Raw genomic sequence first — 20271 nt, 5'->3', positions numbered from 1 at the left:
AAACCTGCCCGTAGACTAACCCGGTTGCCCCGCGGAGACGGGGCGTTCGGGGGCGGTTCACCGCCGACCTGATACCCACCACCGCACCACCTATCCCGAGGGGCCCTGCCACGTGATCGCCGCGACCGACATCGAGCTGCGGGCCGGTGCCCGCATCCTCATCGAGAGCGCCTCGTTCCGCGTGGGTGCCGGGGACCGGATCGGCCTGGTCGGTCGCAACGGCGCCGGCAAGACCACGCTCACCAAGGTGCTGGCGGGGGAGGGGCAGCCGGCGGCCGGATCCGTGACCCGCTCCGGCACGGTGGGCTACCTCCCGCAGGACCCCCGCACCGGCGACCTCACCGTCCTGGCTCGCGACCGCATCCTCTCCGCGCGGGGGCTCGACGAGCTCGTGCGCAAGCTCCGCGAGACGGAGGGGGCGATGGCCAGCGCCGACGTCGAGACGCACGAGGCCGCGATGGAGCGCTATCCCAAGCTGCAGGCGCGCTTCGAGGCCGCGGGTGGGTATGCCGCGGAGTCCGAGGCCGCCACCATCGCGTCGGCCCTCGGCCTGGACCAGCGCATCCTCGGGCAGCCCCTGTTGACCCTGTCCGGTGGCCAGCGCCGCCGCGTGGAGCTGTCGCGGATCCTGTTCTCCGGCAACGAGACCCTGCTGCTCGACGAGCCGACCAACCACCTCGACGCCGACTCGATCATCTGGCTGCGCGACTACCTCAAGGGTTACAAGGGTGGGCTTATCGTGATCAGTCACGACGTCGACCTGCTCGACCAGGTGGTCAACAAGGTGTTCCACCTCGACGCCAACCGCGCCGCGATCGACCAGTACTCCCTCGGCTGGAAGGCCTACCTCGCCCAGCGCGAGACCGACGAGAAGCGCCGCAAGCGCGAGCGCGCCAACGTCGAGAAGAAGGCCTCGACCCTCCTGACCCAGGCCGCCAAGATGGGCGCCAAGGCGACCAAGGCGACCGCCGCCCACAACATGGCCCGCCGCGCGGAGCGGATGCTGAGCGGCCTGGAGGGGGAGCGGCAGCAGGACAAGGTCGCTCACCTGCGCTTCCCCGACCCCTCGCCCTGCGGCAAGACGCCGCTGATGGCCCGGGGCCTGTCCCGCAGCTACGGCTCGCTCGAGGTGTTCACCGACGTCGACCTGGCCATCGACCGCGGGTCCAAGGTCGTCGTCCTCGGCCTCAACGGCGCCGGCAAGACCACCCTGCTGCGCATGCTCGCGGGGGTCGACGAGGCGGACACGGGGGAGATCCTGCCCGGGCACGGCCTCAAGATCGGCTACTACGCCCAGGAGCACGAGAACCTCGACACCTCCCGCACCGTCCTGGAGAACATGAAGTCCGCCGCCCCCGACCTCGGCGAGACCGACGTCCGCAAGGTCCTCGGGTCCTTCCTGTTCAGCGGCGAGGACGTCGACAAGCCCGCGGGCGTCCTGTCCGGTGGCGAGAAGACCCGCCTGTCCCTGGCCCTCCTCGTCGTGTCCAGCGCCAACGTCCTGCTCCTCGACGAGCCCACCAACAACCTCGACCCGGCCTCCCGCGAGGAGATCCTCGGGGCCCTGCGGACGTTCACCGGAGCCGTGGTGCTCGTGTCCCACGACGAGGGCGCTGTCGAGGCGCTCGAGCCCGAGCGGGTGCTCGTCCTGCCCGACGGCGTCGAGGACCTCTGGGGCCCGGAGTACCTCGAGCTCATCTCCCTCGCCTGAGCCGAGGGCGGCTCGCGCGCGTCGGCCCGGTCCGTGCGGTCGACCGCCGGGCCTGCGACCATCGGGGACATGCGTTCCTACTGCGCCCTGTATGTCGACGCCGGCTACCTGCTCTCCTCCAGCGCGACGCGCGTCACCGGCACCTCGCTGCGGGGAGGCGTCCGCGTCGACCACCAGGCGCTCATCGAGCGGTTGCTGGCGCAGGTCGAGGACGACAGCGGGCTCCCGCTCCTGCGCGTCAACTGGTACGACTCCGGCGGGAACGTCAACGGCGCCCCCAGCTCGTCGCAGCTCGCCATCGGCATGCTGCCGCGGGTCAAGCTGCGGCTCGGGCGGCTGTCGCCGGCGGGAGAGCAGAAGGGCGTCGACCTGCGCCTCGGCCTGGACCTGGTGACGCACGCCCGCAACCGGATCGTCGACGTGATGTATCTCCTCTGCGGTGACGACGACCTGACCGAGGCCGTCGAGGAGGCCCAGGGGCACGGGGTGCAGGTCATCCTCGTCGGGGTGCCGGACGCGGAGGGTCGCCCGCACGCGGTGGCCCGGCACCTGCAGCGCGAGGCCGACGGCCTGATCCTCGTGGACACCGCCGCGATCGACGACACCGTCCATCGGGCCCCGCCGTTCGAGCCCCGACCGGCGGCCGCGGGGCCGGTCCTTGATCCGATCCTTGATCCGATCCATGATCCGACCCCCGGCCCGATCCCCGGCCCTGGTCACGTCCCCGACCAGGTCGCCGCCGCGACGGAGGCCCCCTGCCCCTCGCCGGCCGACCTCGCCGCGCGCCCCCGGCCCGCCGGCGGGACAGCTCCGAGCCACACCTCCACGTCCTCGAGCTCCTCGACGTCCACGGCCTCTCCGATGTCTTCGACGTCTCCGACGTCCCCCACGTCCCCGACGCCTTCGCGAGCGGCGTCCCCCGACGTGGCCCGCTCGTCCCTCGTCTACTCCTCGACCACGGGGCGGTCCTCCGAGCCGCACCTCCCCGCGCCCCTGGAGGCGACCCCGGAGCAGATCGAGGAGGTATGCCGCAGCGTCATCCGCACCTGGCGCGCCTCCGCCACCGAGGCCCAGCACCAGGCGTTGTTCGCGGGGCGGCCGACCATCCCCTCCGACGTCGACCGGGCGCTGCTCATGGACCTGTCCGCCCGGCTCGGCGTCTACGAGATCATCGAGTCCGACCGGCTCACCCTGAGGCACCGCTTCTGGGACGTCGCCGAGGAGCTGGTCGGGAGGACGACCTCATGACCGAGCTGCCCACCCTCGACGCCCTGGACCAGCGCATCCTCGGCAGCCTGCTCGAGAAGCAGGTCACCGTCCCCGCCGGCTACCCGCTGACCCTCAACGCGCTGCGCGGCGCCTGCAACCAGTCGAGCAGCCGCGACCCCGTGACCGACTACGACGACCCGACCCTCGAGGAGCGGATCCGCGAGCTCAAGGGCCGCGGGCTGGTGCGGGTCGTCTGGGCCGGCAAGGGCTCCCGCACCCTGAAGCACCACGAGCTGCTGAGCGAGGTGCACGGGCTCGCCCCGGACGAGCGCGCCCTCGTCACGGTCCTGCTGCTGCGCGGGCCGCAGGCGGCGGGCGAGCTGCGGACCCGCACCGAGCGCCTGCACCCCTTCGCCGACCGCACGGAGGTGGAGGAGTGCCTCGCGCGACTGTCCCGCCGGCCCGAGCCGCTCGTCGCCCAGCTGGAGCGTCGGCCGGGGCAGCACGACCCGCGGTGGACGCACCTGCTGGGCCCGGCCCCCACCGCTGTAGCCACGCCCCCGAGCTCGCCCGGGGACGACGCCATACGGGGGAGCGGTCGCGGGACCGCGGGCCCGGCCCAGGCCGCGGTCGACCTGGAGGTGGTCCTGCGGGACGGCCGCGAGGCGCGGGACGCACGCGTGCTCGCCGCCTACGATGACGTCGCGGAGGACTACGCGCGCGAGCTCTCCGACGAGCTCGCCCACAAGCCGTTCGACCGCTGGCTGCTGGCGCGCATCGGCGAGGAGGCCGACGGCGGACCGGTGCTCGACGTCGGCTGCGGCCCGGGGCACGTCACCGCGGCCCTCGCCGTGGCCGGCGCGCAGGCCCACGGGCTGGACGTCTCGCCGCGCATGGTCGAGCTGGCCCGGGACGCGCACCCCGACCTGACCTTCGACGTCGGCGACCTCAGGCGCGTCCTGCGCCCGCCGGCCGCCGACGGCTGGGCCGCCGTCGTGGCGTGGTACTCCCTCGTCCACCTCGCGCCCTCCGAGCTGCCGGACGCCCTCGGCGGCCTGGCCCGGACCCTGCGTCCCGGCGGGCTGCTCGCCCTCGCGACCCACGTGGGCGTCGAGGTGCGCCACCACGACGAGTGGTGGGGCCACCCGGTCGACCTGGACTTCGCGCTCCACGACCCGGGCCGTGTCCTCGCGGCGGTGCAGGCCGCCGGGCTGCGCGTCGAGGAGCGCTATGTGCGAGGCCCGCTGGCCGACGTGGAGGTCGGCACCGACCGCCTCTACGTCCTCGCCCGCCGCACCTGACCCTCTGACCCTCTGGCCCAGCCGATGGGCATCAATGGCGATCGAGCTCCTGTCCGTCGTGCGCGGATGGTCGGCGAGTGGCCAGCTGCCCGCGGCCCGAGCCGGCGCGGCCGTCGATCGGCTGCGTGCCCTCCCCATCACCTACGTCGACCTGCCGCCCCTGGCTTCGGCCGTGTGGCAGGTCCGTCACGACGTGACCCCGTACGCCGCGGCGTTCGTCGTCGTTGCGGCGGGGGCGGCGGCCGCCCCGCTGGTGACGGCCGACCGACGGGTGGCCCGGGCCGTCGGCTCGCAGGTCGACGTGATCGTCGTCGAGTGACCGACGGCCGGCTGAGATCCCACCGAGGTGGCCAGGTGCCAGCGCTAGGGTCTGGGCATGACTGATCACCCGCACCTACGCGTCACCGTCGACGACAGCCGGCAGGTCCTCACCGTCACCCTGGCCAACGCCGAGGAGCGCAACGCGCAGACACCGTCCCTGTGGCGCGCCCTGGCGGCGGCGGGGGAGGCGGTGGGCGACGACATACGGGTCGTCGTGCTGCGGGCCGAGGGCACCAGCTTCTCCGCGGGGCTGCACCGGGGCATGCTCTCCCCGGCCGGTATGCCGGGCGAGCCGCACCTCGTGGCCACCGCCACGAGCGCTCCCGCCGACACGGCGGAGATGATCGCGGGCTTCCAGCGGGCGTTCCGGGTGTGGCAGGAGATGCCGCAGGTCGTCGTCGCAGCGGTGCAGGGGCACGCCATCGGGGCGGGGTTCCAGCTGGCCCTGGCCGCCGACCTGCGGGTGCTCGCCGACGACGCCCAGCTGGCCATGCGGGAGACGAGCCTCGGCCTGGTGCCGGACCTCGCGGGCACGCGACCGCTGGTGGCCTGCGTCGGCTACGCTCGGGCGCTGGAGATCTGCGCCACCGGGCGGTTCGTGGGGGCGGCCGAGGCGACCGCGATCGGCCTGGCCACCGTGGCCGTGCCGCGCGCCGAGCTCGACGCCACCACCGACGACCTCGTCCAGGCCCTGCTCGAGGCCCCGGCCGGCGCCCTGCGCGAGCTCAAGCCCCTGCTGCGGTCCGCGACCGAGGGATCGGCGCAGGACCAGCTGCGGCACGAGCGCGAGGCGCAGGTCCGGCGGCTCGGGGCCCTGGCGCAGGGGCAGGAGTGAGGACACCTGGTACGACTGCTGTGACGATTGCTGCGAGCAAGGGGGACCTGGCCGCAGCCAGACCTGACCGGCGGGCGCCGGCCTGACCGACCACCGACACGAGAGGACCGGCGCATGAGCGGACCCGGCATGGGCAACTGGCAGATGATGCGGTCCCTCACCAAGGACTCCTCGGTCAAGGACCGCCGCCTCGCGCCCGGCACCGCCCGTCGCGTCCTCGGCTACGCCGACCGCTACCGCGGCCAGATCGCTGTCTTCCTCGTCCTCATCCTCATCGACGCGGCCCTCGTGGTCGCGACCCCGTTGCTGCTCGGCAAGGTCGTCGACGACGGCGTCATCCCGGGCAACCGCTCGGTCGTGATCACCATCGCGATCGTCCTCGCCGGCCTCGCCCTCGTCGACGCCGCGCTGGCCCTGGTGCAGCGGTGGTTCTCGGCCCGCATCGGCGAGGGCCTCATCTACGACCTGCGCACCCAGGTGTTCGGGCACGTCCTGGACCAGCCGATCGCGTTCTTCACCCGCGCCCAGACCGGCGCCCTCGTCACCCGGCTCAACTCCGACGTCATCGGCGCGCAGTCGGCGTTCACCTCGATCCTGTCGACGACCGTGAGCAACCTCGTGTCGGTCGTCTTCATCGTCGCCGCCATGGCCTCGAAGTCCTGGGTCCTCACCCTCGCCGCCCTCGCCCTGCTCCCGGTCTTCATGCTGCCCGCGCGGGTGATGGGGCGCCGGCTGGCCGGGCTGCAGCACGAGTCGATGGGGCTCAACGCCGAGCTGGGCACACGCATGACCGAGCGGTTCAACGTCGCCGGGGCCCTGCTGGTCAAGCTGTTCGGCCGCCCGCGGGACGAGTCGCAGCAGTATGCCGACCGCGCCGCCCAGGTCCGCGACATCGGCATCCGCATCGCGCTCAACCGCACGTTCTTCTTCACCGGGCTGACCTTCGTCGCGGCCCTGGCCACGGCCGTCGTCTACGGCATCGGCGGGCTCATGGCCATCGACGGCTCGCTGTCCGTGGGCGCCCTGCTCGCCCTCGCGGCGCTGCTGAGCCGGCTCTACGGCCCCCTCACCCAGCTGTCCAACGTCCGCGTCGACGTCATGACCGCCCTGGTCAGCTTCGAGCGCGTCTTCGAGGTCCTCGACCTGCAGCCCCTCGTGCGCGAGGTCGAGCACCCGCGGGCCATCCCCGACGAGGCGGTGTCGGTGGAGCTCGACGACGTCGTCTTCCGCTACCCCTCGGCCGACGAGATCTCCCTGGAGTCGCTCGAGCAGGGCGGCGCGACGGGCGACCGGGCCTCGGGCGGGCCTGTCCTGCAAGGCGTCTCGTTCCGGGTCGAGCCCGGCCAGCTGGTCGCCCTCGTCGGGCCCAGCGGCGCCGGCAAGACGACGATCACGTCGCTGGTCGCCCGTCTCTACGACCCCACGACGGGCACCGTGCGGATCGGGGGCATCGACCTGCGCGAGGCGTCCTTCGACTCCCTGCACGACGTCGTCGGCATGGTCACCCAGGAGGCCCACCTCTTCCACGACACCATCCGCGCCAACCTCGACTACGCCCGCCCCGGCGTGACCGACGACGACGTATGGCGCGCCCTGCGGGCGGCCCAGGTCGCCTCGCTGGTGGAGTCCCTGCCGGAGGGTCTGGACACGGTGGTCGGCGACCGCGGCCACCGCCTCTCCGGTGGGGAGAAGCAGCGCCTCGCCATCGCCCGCCTGCTGCTCAAGGGCCCCGGCCTCGTGATCCTGGACGAGGCCACCGCCCACCTGGACAGCGAGTCCGAGGCCGCCGTGCAGCGAGCCCTCGACAGCGCGCTGCACGGCCGCACCGCCATGGTCATCGCGCACCGCCTCTCGACCGTGCGCGGCGCCGACCTGATCCTCGTCGTCGACGGCGGCCGCATCGTCCAGCAGGGCACCCACGCCGAGCTCCTCGCGCGCGGTGGGCTCTACGCCGAGCTCTATCGCACCCAGTTCACCGACTGACGCCGCCGGCACCGATCGCGACGGCGTCCGGTCAGAGGCGCGGGAAGCGGTAGACGTCGCACACGTGCGGCACCGTGACCGGCCGCTCGTCGAGCCCGCCGCAGTGCGCCTCGACGTACTCCGCCACGCGCCTCGCCAGCTCCGCGCGGCGGTCGGCGTCCAGCGCCAGGTAGTACGACCGCGTCGTGACCTGCCCGGCCAGGCCGCGCGCCGTCGTCTCGAAGCCCCAGGGATGGTCGTGGTGCTCACCCTCGCCGAAGGCCGCACGTGATACGAGCGCCGCCGACTCCGACCGCGGCTCGTAGCCGCCCTCCATCGAGTGCATCGTCTGGTTGAGCCCCGCCACCCAGGGCACCCGCAGGTCCATGACGTTCCACACGAGCATCAGCCGTCCACCGGGTCGCAGCAGGCGCGCGGCCTCGCGCGACGCCGCCTCCGGATCCACCCAGTGCCACGCCGCGGCATACGTGACCACGTCGGCGCACGCGTCCGGCAGACCGGTCGCCTCTCCCGTGCCCACCCTGGCCTCGACCTGCCCGTATGCCACCCGCAGCGGCCCCAGCATGTCCTCGCTGGGGTCGACGGCCACCACGTGGTGCCCGAGCCCGAGCATGACCTCGGTCAGCTTGCCGGTGCCGGCGCTCACGTCGACGACGTCGCACGGGGTCGTCCCCACGCCCCAGGCCACCGCCTCGCGGGGATACGCCGGCCGCAGCGAGGCATAGCGCGCCCCGCCCTCGGCAAAGGTCGCCCCCAGCCGCTCCCGGTGCGCCCTCGCCTCGGCGGCAGAGCCGTCGTTGCCGTCGGCACCATCGACAGCAGGCTCGGCACCAGGCTCGTCAGCAGCCGCGCGCCCGTCGTTCATTCGTCCTCCTCGTCCCAGATCCGGACCTTCTTGGGCTTCGGCGGCCTCGTCTGCCGCGCGCGTCCGGACCGGTTGACCTGGGACGATCCTGACGTCACGACCGCGTCATCGACCGCGTCGACCTTCCCCGTCCTGTCGCCGGTCCCGCCGTCGGTCCCACCGTCTGCCCCGGTGCCGCGCGCTGCCTGCTCCTCCAGGTGCTCGCGGCGGGCGGCATACAGGACCATCCCGATCGCCACGAGGCCGAAGAGCCACCACTGGCCGAAGTAGGAGACGTTGTTCCAGCCCTCGTCGCGGTCCGGGCCGTTGGGCGCGGCGAGCCCGGTCGAGGGGTCGCCCGCCTTGACCGAGCCCTCGGACCCGAGCACCAGGTAGGCGTGGTTGACCGTCCCGCCGATCTCGCGCTGCGCCACCGTGTAGTTGATGGACGCGAGCTGCCCCTTGGCCGGGGACTTGTCGAGGTCCTGCTCGCCCCACCGCAACCACCCGGTCACGGCGACCTGACCCTTGGGCGCCGGCGGGATCGTCGGCAGGTCCGCCGCCGCGCCGCTGCCGGCCGAGAGCCAGCCGCGGTCCACGAGCAGCGTCGACCCGTCCGGCAGCCGCAACGGCCAGACGACCTCGTAGCCGCGGTCCCCGGCGCGGGGACGGTTCCGCACGAGGAGGGGGGCCGCGCCGTCATACGTGCCGGTCATCGTCACCGACCGCCACAGGGTGTCCTCGGTGACGCCGCTGGTGGGCGTCGGGAGGATGGTCCGCAGCGGCACCGGGTCCGCCGCGTAGTTGCGGTCGATCGCCGCGACCGTCGCCTGCTTGTGCTCGTAGCGCCCGAGCTGCCACTGCCCGAGCCAGATGCAGGCGAGCATGAAGACGAAGGCTCCGGCCAGGGCCTTGAGCCACCGGGGCTTGCGGAGGGTCTGGATCACTGAATACTTCCCGTGGTAATTCCGTGGCGGCACGTCGGACGCCTACTGTGGAGCCTATGACGACTCTGCCGGATCCCCGCGTGCGCCCGGCGCTCGCCGACGGATTCGGCCGCGTCGCACAGGATCTGCGGGTCTCGGTCACCGACCGGTGCAACCTTCGCTGCACCTACTGCATGCCCGCCGAGGGCCTGCCGTGGATGCCCAAGCCCGAGATGCTGACGGACGACGAGCTGGTCCGACTGGTGCGCGTCTTCGTCGAGCTGGGGGTCACCAAGGTCCGGCTGACCGGGGGAGAGCCGCTGCTGCGCCGGTCGATCGTGGACGTGGTGCGCCGCATCGCAGCCCTCGAGCCGCGCCCCCAGATCGCCATGACCACCAACGGGGTCGGCCTCGCCCGCGTCGCCGCGGACCTCGCGGAGGCCGGCCTGGACCGCGTCAACGTCAGCCTCGACACGATCGACGAGCAGGTCTTTCGCGACCTCACCCGCCGCGACCGGCTGGCCGACGTCGAGGGCGGTATGACGGCCGCTGCCGCGGCGGGGCTGACCCCCGTCAAGGTCAACGCCGTCGCCATGCGGGGCATCAACGACGAGGGCGTCGCCGACGTGCTGGGCTGGTGCCTGGACCGGGGCTACGGGCTGCGGTTCATCGAGCAGATGCCCCTGGACGCCCAGCACGGCTGGGAACGGGCGCAGATGGTGACCGCGGAGGAACTGATCGCGCGGTTGTCGGAGCGGTTCGAGCTGCGGGCCCGCCCGGAGACGGCGCGGGGGAGCGCCCCGGCCGAGCTCTACGACGTGGTCGGCTACGAGGACCTCGAGGGGCAGCAGGCCACCGTCGGGATCATCGCCAGCGTCACGCGGCCGTTCTGCGGCGACTGCGACCGCACCCGGCTCACCGCCGACGGTCAGGTCCGCAACTGCCTGTTCTCCCGCACCGAGACCGACCTGCGCGGCCCGATGCGCGACGGCGCCTCCGACGACGACCTCGCGGCGCTGATCACGGGGGAGATGCGGGTCAAGCGGCGCGGCCACGGCATCGGCGACCCCGACTTCGAGCAGCCCGACCGGCCCATGTCCGCCATCGGCGGCTGAACCCCCACCCCGCCGACCGGTCAGTTCCCACCCCGCCGACTGGTCAGTTCCCGAGCGGCTCGTGCGGCTCGACCTCGCGCAGGAAGCCCCGCATCGACAGGAACTCCGACAGCGACACCTTGTGCTCGTCGCAGGCCAGCCACACCTTGCGGCGGTCCGGGGCGTGCAGCGACGGGTTGTTCCAGCGCAGCTGCCAGGTCCCGTCGGCCCTGCATCCCTTGGCCGAGCAGCGGTCACCCGTCATACGGCACCGTCCTGCGACCGGTCGCGGCGCTCGTCCGACTGGCCCTCTGCCGGGCGTGCCGATCCGCCCTCTGCCGAGCCCTTGTCAGAGCCCTTGTCAGCGCCCTCGACCGAGCCCTCGATCGCGCCCTCCGACCAGGTGCCCGGCGGCAGCATCCGCTGCTGGTGGTCCACGGCCTCCAGCTGGCCCTCGCCGCTGCGGTCGACGGCGTTGGCCAGGACGACCGCGATGTAGGGCAGGAACACCGCCCCGATCACGAACACCCACCGCATCGGGTGGTCGACCACCACGAACAGCACGAAGCAGACGGTGCGGATCGACATCGAGATCAGGTAGCGGCGGGTGCGCTCGGCCCGGTCCTGCGCGAGGGACTTCTGCACCGACGTGACGGTGTGCACCGTCGGGTGAGAGGGGGATGAGCTGGCCACCGACCAAGCCTACGCTCGTTCGCCGAGCCTCCGGCCGATGAGCAGCGTTCGATGAGCGCTACCGCGGGGTAGTCCGCTAGCGTCGGCGGGAACCCGCAGGCCCCACTGGTGAGGAGCACCATGACCACCGACCGTCCCGAGCCACGCACCGTCCTCGTCACCGGAGGCAACCGCGGCATCGGCCTCGCGATCGCGCGGGCCTTCGCGGCCCAGGGGGACAAGGTCGTCGTCACGAGCCGGTCCGGCGAGGCGCCCGAGGGTCTGCAGGCCGTCCAGGGCGACGTGACGAGCACCGAGTCCGTGGACGCGGCGTTCACGGCGGCCGAGGAGCTGCTGGGCGGGCCGATCGAGGTGGTCGTCGCCAACGCCGGCGTCACCAAGGACACGCTGCTGATGCGCATGTCGGACGAGGACTTCGACCAGGTCATCGACACCAACCTCGCCGGCGCCTTCCGCTGCGCCCGCCGCGCCTCCAAGGGCATGATCCGGCTGCGCCGCGGGCGCCTGATCTTCGTCTCCAGCGTCGTGGGGCTCTACGGCAGCCCGGGCCAGTCCAACTACGCCGCCTCCAAGTCCGGCCTCGTCGGCCTGGCGCGCTCCATCACCCGTGAGCTCGGCGGCCGCGGCATCACCGCCAACGTCGTCGCCCCCGGCTTCGTCGAGACCGACATGACCGCGGTCCTGCCTGAGGACACCGTCGCCGGCTACAAGAAGGCCATCCCCGCCGGCCGCCTCGGCTCCACCGACGAGATCGCCTCCGTCGTCACCTTCCTCGCCTCGCCCGGCGCGTCCTACATCTCCGGCGCCGTGATCCCGGTCGACGGTGGCCTGGGCATGGGCCACTGACCACGCCTGCGGCGACCACCACGGCCGGCCCCGACACCCGGCAACCCCTCATCCGTCATACGAAAGGACCTGTCCCATGGGCATGCTCGACGGCAAGAAGCTCCTCGTCACCGGCGTCCTGATGGACTCCTCCATCGCCTTCCACGTGGCGCGCATCGCGCAGGAGGAGGGCGCCGAGGTCATCCTCACGAGCTTCGGCCGCACGATGAAGATCACCCAGACGATCGCCAAGCGTCTCCCGCAGACCCCGCCGGTGATCGAGCTCGACGTGTCCGACCAGGAGCACCTCGACACCTTGGCCGAGCGCCTCGGCGAGCACACCGACCGGCTCGACGGCGTGCTGCACTCCATCGGCTTCGCGCCGCAGGGGGCCTTCAGCTTTCTCGACGCCACGTGGGAGGACGTGTCCACGGCGCTGCAGATCTCGGCCTACTCGCTGAAGTCGCTCGCCGTCGCCTGCGAGCCGCTGATGGCCGAGGGCGGCTCGGTCGTGGGCCTCACCTTCGACGCGAAGTTCGCCTGGCCCGTCTACGACTGGATGGGCGTCGCCAAGGCCGCGTTCGAGTCCACCAACCGCTACCTCGCCCGCGACCTGGGCCCCAAGGGCATCCGCTGCAACCTGGTGGCGGCCGGCCCGATCCGCACCACCGCGGCCAAGTCGATCCCGGGCTTCGAGCAGTTCGAGCGAGTGTGGGACGACCGTGCGCCCCTCGGCTGGGACGTCAAGGACGCCGAGCCCGCGGCCAAGGCCTGCGCGGTCCTGCTGTCCGACTGGTTCCCGGCCACGACGGGCGAGATCGTGCACGTCGACGGCGGCGTCCACGCGATGGGGCAGTGACCACCTGACCGCCTGACCGCTGGCGCGTCGGCGAGGTGACGTGATGAGGGCTGGTGCCCGGGGACTGCTGGTCCCCGGGCATCAGTCGTATGCCGGACCGCCCGCCTCGTCTTCGAGCCGCAGACGCTCGCCGGACCATCCCGCGCTCAGCCACCGGTCGTGGCTGGCGATCACGACGGCGCCCGGGTAGTCGAGAAGCGCCCGCTCGAGCTCGGTCACCAGCAGCAGCGACAGGTGGTTGGTGGGCTCGTCGAGCAGGAGCACGTCCGGCGGGTCCGCGAGCACGGTGGCGAGGTCCAGGCGTCGGCGCTGACCGACGCTGAGCGCCCCCACGGGACGGTCGGCGTCGCGCCCCGCCACCAGACCGTGGGTCGACAGGGGCACGCGCTCCGCCAGCGCCTCGCCCACCGCGGCGGCGTAGGCCGCCCGGACGCTCAGGCCCGGGTCCACGACGGGTGGCTCCTGGGCGAGCAGTCCGATGCGCAGCCGTGAGTCGCGCGTGAGGGCGCCGGCGTCCGGGGCGAGGACGTCGGCGAGGACCGCCAGCAGCGTGGACTTGCCCGAGCCGTTGGGACCCGTCACGAGGAGGCGGGAGCGCGCGCCCAGCGACAGGCTGGTCGGCGCGAGGCGGCCCGTCACGGCGACCCCGGTGGCCGTGAGGACCGGCCCGCTGCCCTGAGGCCCGCTGCGCTGCGGCCCACCGACCCGCCCCCCGGACGAGGCCGGATCCCGAAATCCCCTGAAGCGCAGCCGCGCCGGGGGCCGGCGCACCTGCTCGGCCTCCAGCCGCTCCAGGGCGGTCGAGGCGTCGTTGACGCGGCGCGAGACGACCTTGGCGTTGCGGTCGGAGTAGAACTTCTTGGACCCGCGGGCCTCGGTGCGGGGGCCGCGGGACGGGTTGCCGACCGTGTGGTCCTCGCGGACGCGCGCCCGCAGCCGGTTCAGCTCGTCCTGCTCGTCGCGGTAGCGGCGCGCCCAGCGCTCCAGCTCCTCGCGCCGCGACGCCAGGTAGTCGGTGTAGCTGCCACCGAACCGCGTCACCCCGAATCCCGAGCCGGGGGAACCCTGGTCGTGGGCCACCGCGGCGTGAGCCACCGGGGCCGGGTCGAGGTCCAGCAGCGTGGTCGCGGCCTCGTCGATGAACGCCCGGTCGTGGCTCGCCACCAGGACGGGCCCCGACCACGTCCGCAGCAGCTCCACCAGCAGCTCGGTCGCCGCCGCGTCCAGGTGGTTGGTCGGCTCGTCGAGCAGCAGCGTGTCGGGGGAGCGCAGCAGCAGCCAGGCCAGGCTCAGGCGCGACACCTGCCCGCCCGACAGCTCGCTCGCGCGACGGTCCCGCGGCAGGTGCCCGATCCCCAGGCCGGCCACGACCCGGTCGACGCGGTGGTCGAGGTCCCAGGCGTGGTGGCGGTGCGCGTCCTCGATCGCGGCGTCGAGTCGCGCGGCGGCGCCCTGGTCGCCGTCCGCCAGGGCCAGGCCCTCGCGCTCCACCCGGGCGGCCATCGCGCGCACCGGTGCCGTGGCGTCCCGCAGCACCTGGTCGACCGTGAGGTCCAGCGGATAGGGCGGCTCCTGGTGGTAGAGGCCGACGGTTCCGGGGGCCTGGACGGACCCCGCATCCGGCCGGTCGAGCCCGGCGAGGATCCGCAGCAGGGTGGACTTGCCCGAGCCGTTCTCGCCGATGACGCAGGCGATCTCGCCCGAGCTCACGACGAACGAGACGTCGGTCAGGACGCGGCGGTCGGGATAGGTGCGGGAGACGCCGTCGACGCGCAGGTGGTCGGCGCCGGACGCGGCAGCGCTCTGGAGAGGATGCAGGGGTTGTGACAAGGCGTGCTCCTGGACGGTCTGGTGCGCCACGCGGGGCCGAGCCTCGGCGCGTGGCAGGGCGACGTCGTCAGGAGATGTCCACGTCGCCCAGGCTAGAGGGATCCGCCGTCCGGCTCAACCACGTTCCGCTCGGTGATGGCCTGCGACGATGGCCTGCGACGCCGGCGGCGAGGCCGTCGCGGCCGTCGAGGCCAATCCTGAGACGGGTGCCGCCCACCCCTGCGGCACCGGCAGGACCGGGCCGTGACCTGCCCTTAGGATCGGCCCCATGACTGACGCCGCCGTGACGCCCATCACCGTGACCGAGGTGCGGGTCCTCGAGGGACCCAACCTCTACTTCACGCGTCCGGCCATGAAGGTCGTGCTGGAGGTGCCCGGCATCCTCGAGCTCCGCCGACCCCAGGCCCGGCGCCTCGCGGCGCGGCTGGGGCTGCGGCAGGCCGACCCCGGTGGCGCCCACACCCTGGAGCGTCAGGCGATGGCGCTGCGCCTCGCGCGACGGCTGGTCCGTCGCCTGGGGGCGGGCGCCGGCATACGAGGCCTGTCGACCAAGACGCGTGCGGGCAACCGTCCGCAGGAGATCATCGTCGCGTTCCCGTGGAGCCGCCGTGGCCGCGGCGTCGCGATGGCCGAGGCCCTCGGCCCGGTCCTGTCGGCCCTGCTGACCGGCGACGACGACGAGGCCAGGCAGGCCATGGACGAGGCGACCCGCCAGATCGCCACGGCCCCGGCCGGCGCCCGACCGACCACGATCACCCCCAAGATCCCCGTCGCCTCCATCACCGGCACCAACGGCAAGACCACCACCACCCGCCTCGTCGCCCACATCGCCATGACCGCCGGCCTGCGGACAGGGTGGTCGAGCACGTCCGGGGTCTACGCCCAGGGCGAGGAGATCGAGGAGGGCGACTACTCCGGGCCGGCCGGCGCGTCGGCCGTGCTGCACCAGCCCGGCGTCGAGATCGGCATCCTCGAGACCGCCCGCGGCGGCATGCTGCTCAAGGGCATCGGCGTCACCCACAACGACGTCTCCGTCGTCACCAACGTCACCGCGGACCACCTCGGGATGCAGGGCGTGGACACGGTCGACCAGCTCGCCGAGGTCAAGGCCATCGTCACCAAGGTCACCCGCCCCGACGGGTGGGCCGTCCTCAACGGCGACGACCCCCGCGTGTGGGCCATGCGCGCCGGCACCGAGGCGCGGCCCTGGGCGTTCAGCACCGACCCGTCCTCGCCCGCGCTGCGCGAGGCCGTGGACGACGGCGGTCGGGGCATCACGGTGCTCGACGACGCCATCGCGGTGCTGGAGCGCAACGGCGAGGTCGACCGGCTGCTGCCGCTGACCGACGTGCCGATGACCATGGCCGGGCTGTCCCGCCACAACACCGCCAACGCCCTCGCCGCCGCTGCGACCGCCCTCGGTCTCGGTCTGCCGCGGGAGGCCGTCGTCGAGGGGCTGCGCACCTTTGCCCCCGACGGGGAGCACAACCCGGGCCGCCTCAACACCTACACCGTGCGCGCGCCGTCCGGCGGCGCCGCGACCGTCATCCTCGACATGGCGCACAACGAGGACGGCCTCCAGGCCCTCATCGAGGTCGCCCGCGGGCTCACGCGACCAGGCGCCCGCTTCCACCTCGGGGTGGGCACCGGCGGGGACCGCACCGACGAGATCCTCGAGTCCATGGGCGCCATGGCCGGGTCGAGCGCCGACGTCGTGCACGTCGTCCACAAGGAGCGCTACCTGCGCAACCGCACCCGCGAGGACCTCGAGGCCCACCTGCGGATCGGGCTGTCCCGCGTCGGCGTGGCCGAGGTCGACTCCTATCCCTCCGAGCTCGAGGGACTGCAGGGCATCCTCGGCCAGGCCGGCAACGGCGACGTCGTCGCGGTCATGGTGCACGCCGACTGGCCGGAGCTCAACGCCTGGCTGCTCGAGCAGGGCGCCCGCCCCGACACCGCCTCCTCGATCCGGGCCAAGGTCAAGCGTGCTCGTGGCGAGCACGAGCACGAGGAGACCCTCCGCGCGCTCCGCGCCGACACCGCGGCCACCATCGCCGAGCGGGTGGCGACCATCGAGGGTCTGCTGGCCAAGTCGCCGTCCGACGGCCGGCTGCTCTTCGAGCTCGCGGCCTATCGCAACCGGGGCGACGAGGAGTCGGCCGCCATCGAGCTCTTCCGGCAGGCCCGCGAGGCCGGGCTCGACGAGCCGTGGCGCACCCGCTCCCTGATCAGCGAGGCGTCGGCCGTGCGCCGCCAGGGGCAACCCGCCGAGGCGCTCGCGATGCTCGAGTCCGTGGACGTCCGGCGCCAGGACAGCGGCGCGTACGTCGCCTTCCGCGCCCTCGCCCAGATCGACGCCGGGCACGCCCAGGAAGCGGTGGCCTCGCTCATCGACGCTCTGCTGCGGCGTGCGGCGACGCCGGACGACGACTACTACCGCGACGGGCTGCACCGCCGCGTGGAGATCATGCGCGAGCAGGACGCCGCCGCCTCGAGGGACACCTCCGTCAGCGCGTCCTGAGCTCCCAGCTCACCATGTGTCGCCCACGCGCCTTCCCGGCACCTCCAGGCGACCCAAACTGAGCTCCCAGCTCACGACGTGCCGCCCACGCCCCTCCCGGACGCCTCCAGGCGACCCAAACTGAGCTCCCAGCTCACGACGTGCCGCCCACGCGACTCCCCGACGCCTCCGGACGACCCGAACTGAGCTCCCAGCTCACGACGTGTCGCCCACGCCCCTCCCGGACGCCTCCAGGCGACCCGAACTGAGCTCCCAGCTCACGACGTGTCGCCCACGCCCCTCCCGGACGCCTCCAGCCGATCCTTCGTGGGCTCCCAGCTCACAAAGTGCTGACGTGGACGCCTCCAGCCACTCCTTCATGGGCTCCCAGCTCATAAACTGCGGTCCGCGGTTGCCACCGCACGCGACGAGCGCGCCGCCCCGCGATCGGGGTGGCGCGCTCGCTGCGAAGGACGCGGGTGCTCAGGCGGTCTCGGCCTCCGCGGCGTCCTTGTCGAGCACGAAGTCGGGGTCGTACGCCCGGCCGTCCTGCTCGTTGTCGCCACGCGGGGTCGCGACCTTGGTCCGCTGCTCGAGGCGCTCCATGACCTGCGCGTGCTTGTCGACGCAGAGCACGACGAGGTCGCCGGGCTCGGCGATCTCCAGCGCCCGGTCGGTGGCGTCGAGCTCGTTGAGCACGACCTCCACCTCGGTGCACCGGGCCCGCCCGGCCTCCTGCGACTGCCGTATGCCGCGCGCCACGTGCTCGGCCTGCTCGCCCGGGGCGCGCCCGCGCAGGTGGGCGTCGTCGCGCACGATGATGCTGTCGAAGTACTCGGCGGCGACGGCGCCGAGCTCGGCCATGTCGTCGTCCCGGCGGTCGCCGGCGGTCGCGACCAGGCCGATGCGGCGCACCGTGCCGCCGGCCCCGCGTTCCTCCTGGCGGTCGGCATACCGCTGGGCGAAGTCACCCAGCATCCGCATCCCGGCCGCGTTGTGGCAGTAGTCGACGATGATCTGGCGGCCGGTGACGGTGAGGAGGTTCATGCGGCCGGGGGAGAGGTAGTAGCTCGTGGTGAAGGTGCGCAGCCCCTGGCGGATGTCCTGCAGCGGCGCGCCGAGGGCGAAGGCCGCACCGGCGGCGGCGAGGGCGTTGGCGACGTTCATGCGCGCGGTGCCCTCGAAGGTCGACGGCAGCAGGTGGGTGAACGCCAGCTGCATGGTGCGCCGACCCTGCCGGATGACGATCATCTCGCCGCGCTCGGTCTCCTCGAGCACCACGGCGCGACCACCGCGGCGGCAGTGCTCGTCGATCATGGTGCGCTCGTCGGACCCGGGTGCCTTGAGCGAGAACCACACGACCGAGCCGGAGCAGCGGCGGCGCATGGCGCGGACGTTGGGGTCGTCCGCGTTGAGGACGGCGTAGCCGCTGCGGGGGACCGCCTCGACCACCACGCGCTTGACGGCCGCGAGCTGCTCGAGGGTGTCGATCCCCTTGAGCCCCAGGTGGTCTGCCGCGACGTTGGTGACGACGGCGACGTCGTTGCGGTCGTAGCCGAGGCCCTCGCGGATGATGCCTCCGCGGGCGACCTCCATGACGGCGAGGTCGACGCGGGGGTTCTGCAGGACCATGCGCGCCGAGCGCGGGCCGGACGCGTCCGCCTTGATGACGAGGCGCTCGTCGATGACGACGCCGTCGGTGGAGGTCATGCCGACCTTGCGCCCGAGCCCCTTGAAGATGTGGGAGATCATCCGGCTGGTCGTCGTCTTGCCGTTGGTGCCGGTCACGGCGATGATCGGCACCCGAGAGGGGGAGCCGGGCGGGAACAGCAGGTCGACGACCGGCTTGGCGATGAACTGCGGCTCGCCGACCGTGGGGTGCGTGTGCATGCGGAAGCCGGGCGCCGCGTTGACCTCGCAGATCGCGCCGCCGGTCTCGCGCACCGGCTCGGTGATGTCCGGGCAGATGAAGTCGATGCCCGCGACGTCCAGCCCGATGAGCCGGGCGGCCTCCTCGGCGACGTCGACGTTGTCGGGGTGCGCGTCCCAGGTGCGGTCGATCGAGATCCCGCCGGTGGACATGTTGGCGGTGAGGGCGAGCTTGACCATCTCGCCGCTCGGCACCACCGCGTCCATCGCGTAGCCCTGCGACTGGACGAGCTCGACGGCAGCCTCGTCAACCTTGATCTTGGTGAGGACCTTCTCATGGCCGACGCCGCGCCGCGGGTCCTCGTTGGTGATGTCGACGAGCTCGGCGACGGTGTGCTCGCCGTCCCCGACGACGTGCGCGGGGACTCGCTCGGCGATGGCCTGCATGCGGCCGCCGATGATCAGGCAGCGGTAGTCCTTGCCGGTCACGAAGGACTCGACCATGACCGACCCGCGCCGGGACTGGTCCTGGGCGATGGGGAAGGACTCTCGCACGTCCTGCTCGTCGCGCAGGTCGAGGCAGACGCCGCGACCGTGGTTGCCGTCGAGCGGCTTGACGACGACGGGGTAGCCGATGCGGCGGGCCGCGGCCACCGCGTCGTCGACGTCGCGCACCAGCTCGCTCTTGGGCACCGGCAGGCCGGCGGAGGCCAGCAGCTGCGCGGTGAGGTCCTTGTCCGAGGCGATGTCGACGGCCAGGGCACCGGTGAGCGAGGTCATCGTGGCCCGGAACCGCTTGGCGTGGACGCCCTGGCCGAGCTGGACGAGCGAGCCGCGGTTGAGGCGCTGCCACGGGATGTCGCGGCTGACGGCCTCCTCGAGGATGGCCATCGTGGACGGGCCGTAGGCCTGACGCTGCGCGAGCCGGAGGAAGGCGTCCAGCTCGGCCTCGAAGTCGAAGGCCTCGTCGTGCTCGACCAGGTCGTTGACGAGGCGGACGGCCAGCTCGCAGGCGGCCAGGGCGACGGTCTCGTCGATGTAGCCCAGGATCACGTTGTACTGGCCGGCCTTGCCGCGCACGGAGCGCGTCTTGCCGCGGCGCAGGTCGTGCCCGGCCTCCTGCTGCAGCTGGAGCGCGACGTGCTCGGCCACGTGACCCAGCCAGGTGCCGTCCTGCATCCGCTGGACGAAGCCCCCCGGTGTGCCGATCGAGCAGGTGTGCCGCTGCAGCCCCGGCAGCAGCTCGACCAGGCGCTCGGTGAAGCCCGGGAGCAGGTCGGTCGGGTACTCCTCCAGGATGCCGAGGTCCACGACGAGGTGGATCGCCTGCTCGTAGGACCAGACGTTGGGCCCGCGGTAGACCCGCTGGGACAGGACCCGCAGGTCGGGTCGGGCCGGCCCGGAGGGGCTGGGACGTGCGCTATCCATGGAGACCTCCTGGCTGGGGATGCGGCCCCCACGTTAGCGGCAC

16 protein-coding genes are annotated in these 20271 nt (G+C 73.0%); 10 read left to right on the top strand and 6 right to left on the bottom strand.

Annotation, left to right across the window (positions count from 1 at the left end; translation table 11 throughout):
- The first annotated feature begins 112 nt into the window (after positions 1-112).
- The 6 genes from B4E97_RS03575 (at position 113) to B4E97_RS03550 (ending at position 7360) form a co-directional block, all read left to right on the top strand.
- Positions 113-1711: an ABC-F family ATP-binding cassette domain-containing protein gene (locus B4E97_RS03575; protein ID WP_286955560.1), complete on the top strand. Its 1599-nt coding sequence runs from the start codon at positions 113-115 to the stop codon at positions 1709-1711.
- 69 nt (positions 1712-1780) lie between these two features.
- On the top strand, positions 1781-2959 hold the full coding sequence (locus tag B4E97_RS03570; RefSeq protein ID WP_286958724.1) for an NYN domain-containing protein: 1179 nt from the start codon (positions 1781-1783) through the stop codon (positions 2957-2959).
- Positions 2956-4221, top strand: a complete 1266-nt coding sequence (locus B4E97_RS03565) for a DUF480 domain-containing protein (protein WP_286958723.1) — start codon at positions 2956-2958, stop codon at positions 4219-4221. Before B4E97_RS03570 ends, B4E97_RS03565 begins: the two co-directional genes overlap by 4 nt.
- A gap of 34 nt (positions 4222-4255) precedes the next feature.
- Complete coding sequence (locus tag B4E97_RS03560; RefSeq protein WP_286958722.1) at positions 4256-4540, top strand: hypothetical protein; 285 nt, start codon at positions 4256-4258, stop codon at positions 4538-4540.
- 57 nt (positions 4541-4597) lie between these two features.
- Positions 4598-5377, top strand: coding sequence for an enoyl-CoA hydratase/isomerase family protein (locus B4E97_RS03555; protein WP_286955564.1), 780 nt, complete (start codon positions 4598-4600; stop codon positions 5375-5377).
- Positions 5378-5491: 114 nt separating this feature from the next.
- On the top strand, positions 5492-7360 hold the full coding sequence (locus tag B4E97_RS03550; RefSeq protein WP_286955565.1) for an ABC transporter ATP-binding protein: 1869 nt from the start codon (positions 5492-5494) through the stop codon (positions 7358-7360).
- Positions 7361-7391: 31 nt separating this feature from the next.
- Here B4E97_RS03550 and B4E97_RS03545 read toward each other — a convergent pair whose 3' ends face one another.
- Positions 7392-8225, bottom strand: a complete 834-nt coding sequence (locus B4E97_RS03545) for a class I SAM-dependent methyltransferase (protein WP_286958721.1) — start codon at positions 8223-8225, stop codon at positions 7392-7394.
- Positions 8222-9151 carry an SURF1 family protein gene (locus B4E97_RS03540; RefSeq protein ID WP_286958720.1) on the bottom strand — a complete coding sequence of 310 codons (930 nt, stop codon included), beginning with the start codon at positions 9149-9151 and terminating at the stop codon, positions 8222-8224. The genes B4E97_RS03545 and B4E97_RS03540 overlap by 4 nt, the downstream gene beginning before the upstream one ends.
- Positions 9152-9207: 56 nt before the next feature.
- Here B4E97_RS03540 and moaA point away from each other — a divergent pair, with 56 nt between their 5' ends.
- Positions 9208-10245: a GTP 3',8-cyclase MoaA gene (moaA, locus tag B4E97_RS03535; protein ID WP_051273946.1), complete on the top strand. Its 1038-nt coding sequence runs from the start codon at positions 9208-9210 to the stop codon at positions 10243-10245.
- Between the two features lie 43 nt (positions 10246-10288).
- Here the strand turns inward: moaA and B4E97_RS03530 are convergent, their stop codons facing one another.
- On the bottom strand, positions 10289-10489 hold the full coding sequence (locus B4E97_RS03530; RefSeq protein WP_029210071.1) for a hypothetical protein: 201 nt from the start codon (positions 10487-10489) through the stop codon (positions 10289-10291).
- Entirely contained in the window at positions 10486-10917 is a 432-nt protein-coding gene (locus B4E97_RS03525; protein WP_084412305.1) for a DUF3099 domain-containing protein, read from the bottom strand. The genes B4E97_RS03530 and B4E97_RS03525 overlap by 4 nt, the downstream gene beginning before the upstream one ends.
- Positions 10918-11037: 120 nt before the next feature.
- Here B4E97_RS03525 and fabG point away from each other — a divergent pair, with 120 nt between their 5' ends.
- Positions 11038-11763, top strand: coding sequence for a 3-oxoacyl-ACP reductase FabG (gene fabG, locus B4E97_RS03520; RefSeq protein WP_286958719.1), 726 nt, complete (start codon positions 11038-11040; stop codon positions 11761-11763).
- Positions 11764-11839: 76 nt separating this feature from the next.
- Complete coding sequence (gene fabI / locus B4E97_RS03515; RefSeq protein ID WP_029210074.1) at positions 11840-12601, top strand: enoyl-ACP reductase FabI; 762 nt, start codon at positions 11840-11842, stop codon at positions 12599-12601.
- Between the two features lie 81 nt (positions 12602-12682).
- Here fabI and B4E97_RS03510 read toward each other — a convergent pair whose 3' ends face one another.
- Complete coding sequence (locus B4E97_RS03510) at positions 12683-14461, bottom strand: ABC-F family ATP-binding cassette domain-containing protein (protein ID WP_286958718.1); 1779 nt, start codon at positions 14459-14461, stop codon at positions 12683-12685.
- A 238-nt stretch (positions 14462-14699) separates the two neighbouring features.
- Here B4E97_RS03510 and B4E97_RS03505 point away from each other — a divergent pair, with 238 nt between their 5' ends.
- Entirely contained in the window at positions 14700-16952 is a 2253-nt protein-coding gene (locus B4E97_RS03505) for a tetratricopeptide repeat protein (protein WP_286958716.1), read from the top strand.
- Between the two features lie 462 nt (positions 16953-17414).
- Here B4E97_RS03505 and cphA read toward each other — a convergent pair whose 3' ends face one another.
- The gene (cphA, locus tag B4E97_RS03500; protein WP_286955572.1) at positions 17415-20228 is read right to left on the bottom strand and encodes a cyanophycin synthetase; all 2814 of its coding nucleotides are present in this window, start codon (positions 20226-20228) and stop codon (positions 17415-17417) included.
- Between the last annotated feature and the right edge of the window lie 43 nt (positions 20229-20271).

It is taken from the genome of Arsenicicoccus sp. UBA7492 (genome assembly GCF_002479615.1).
GTDB lineage: Bacteria > Actinomycetota > Actinomycetes > Actinomycetales > Dermatophilaceae > Arsenicicoccus > Arsenicicoccus bolidensis.
Note: the sequence above shows the minus strand (reverse complement) of the source record. Positions and strands in the feature narration are given on the sequence as shown.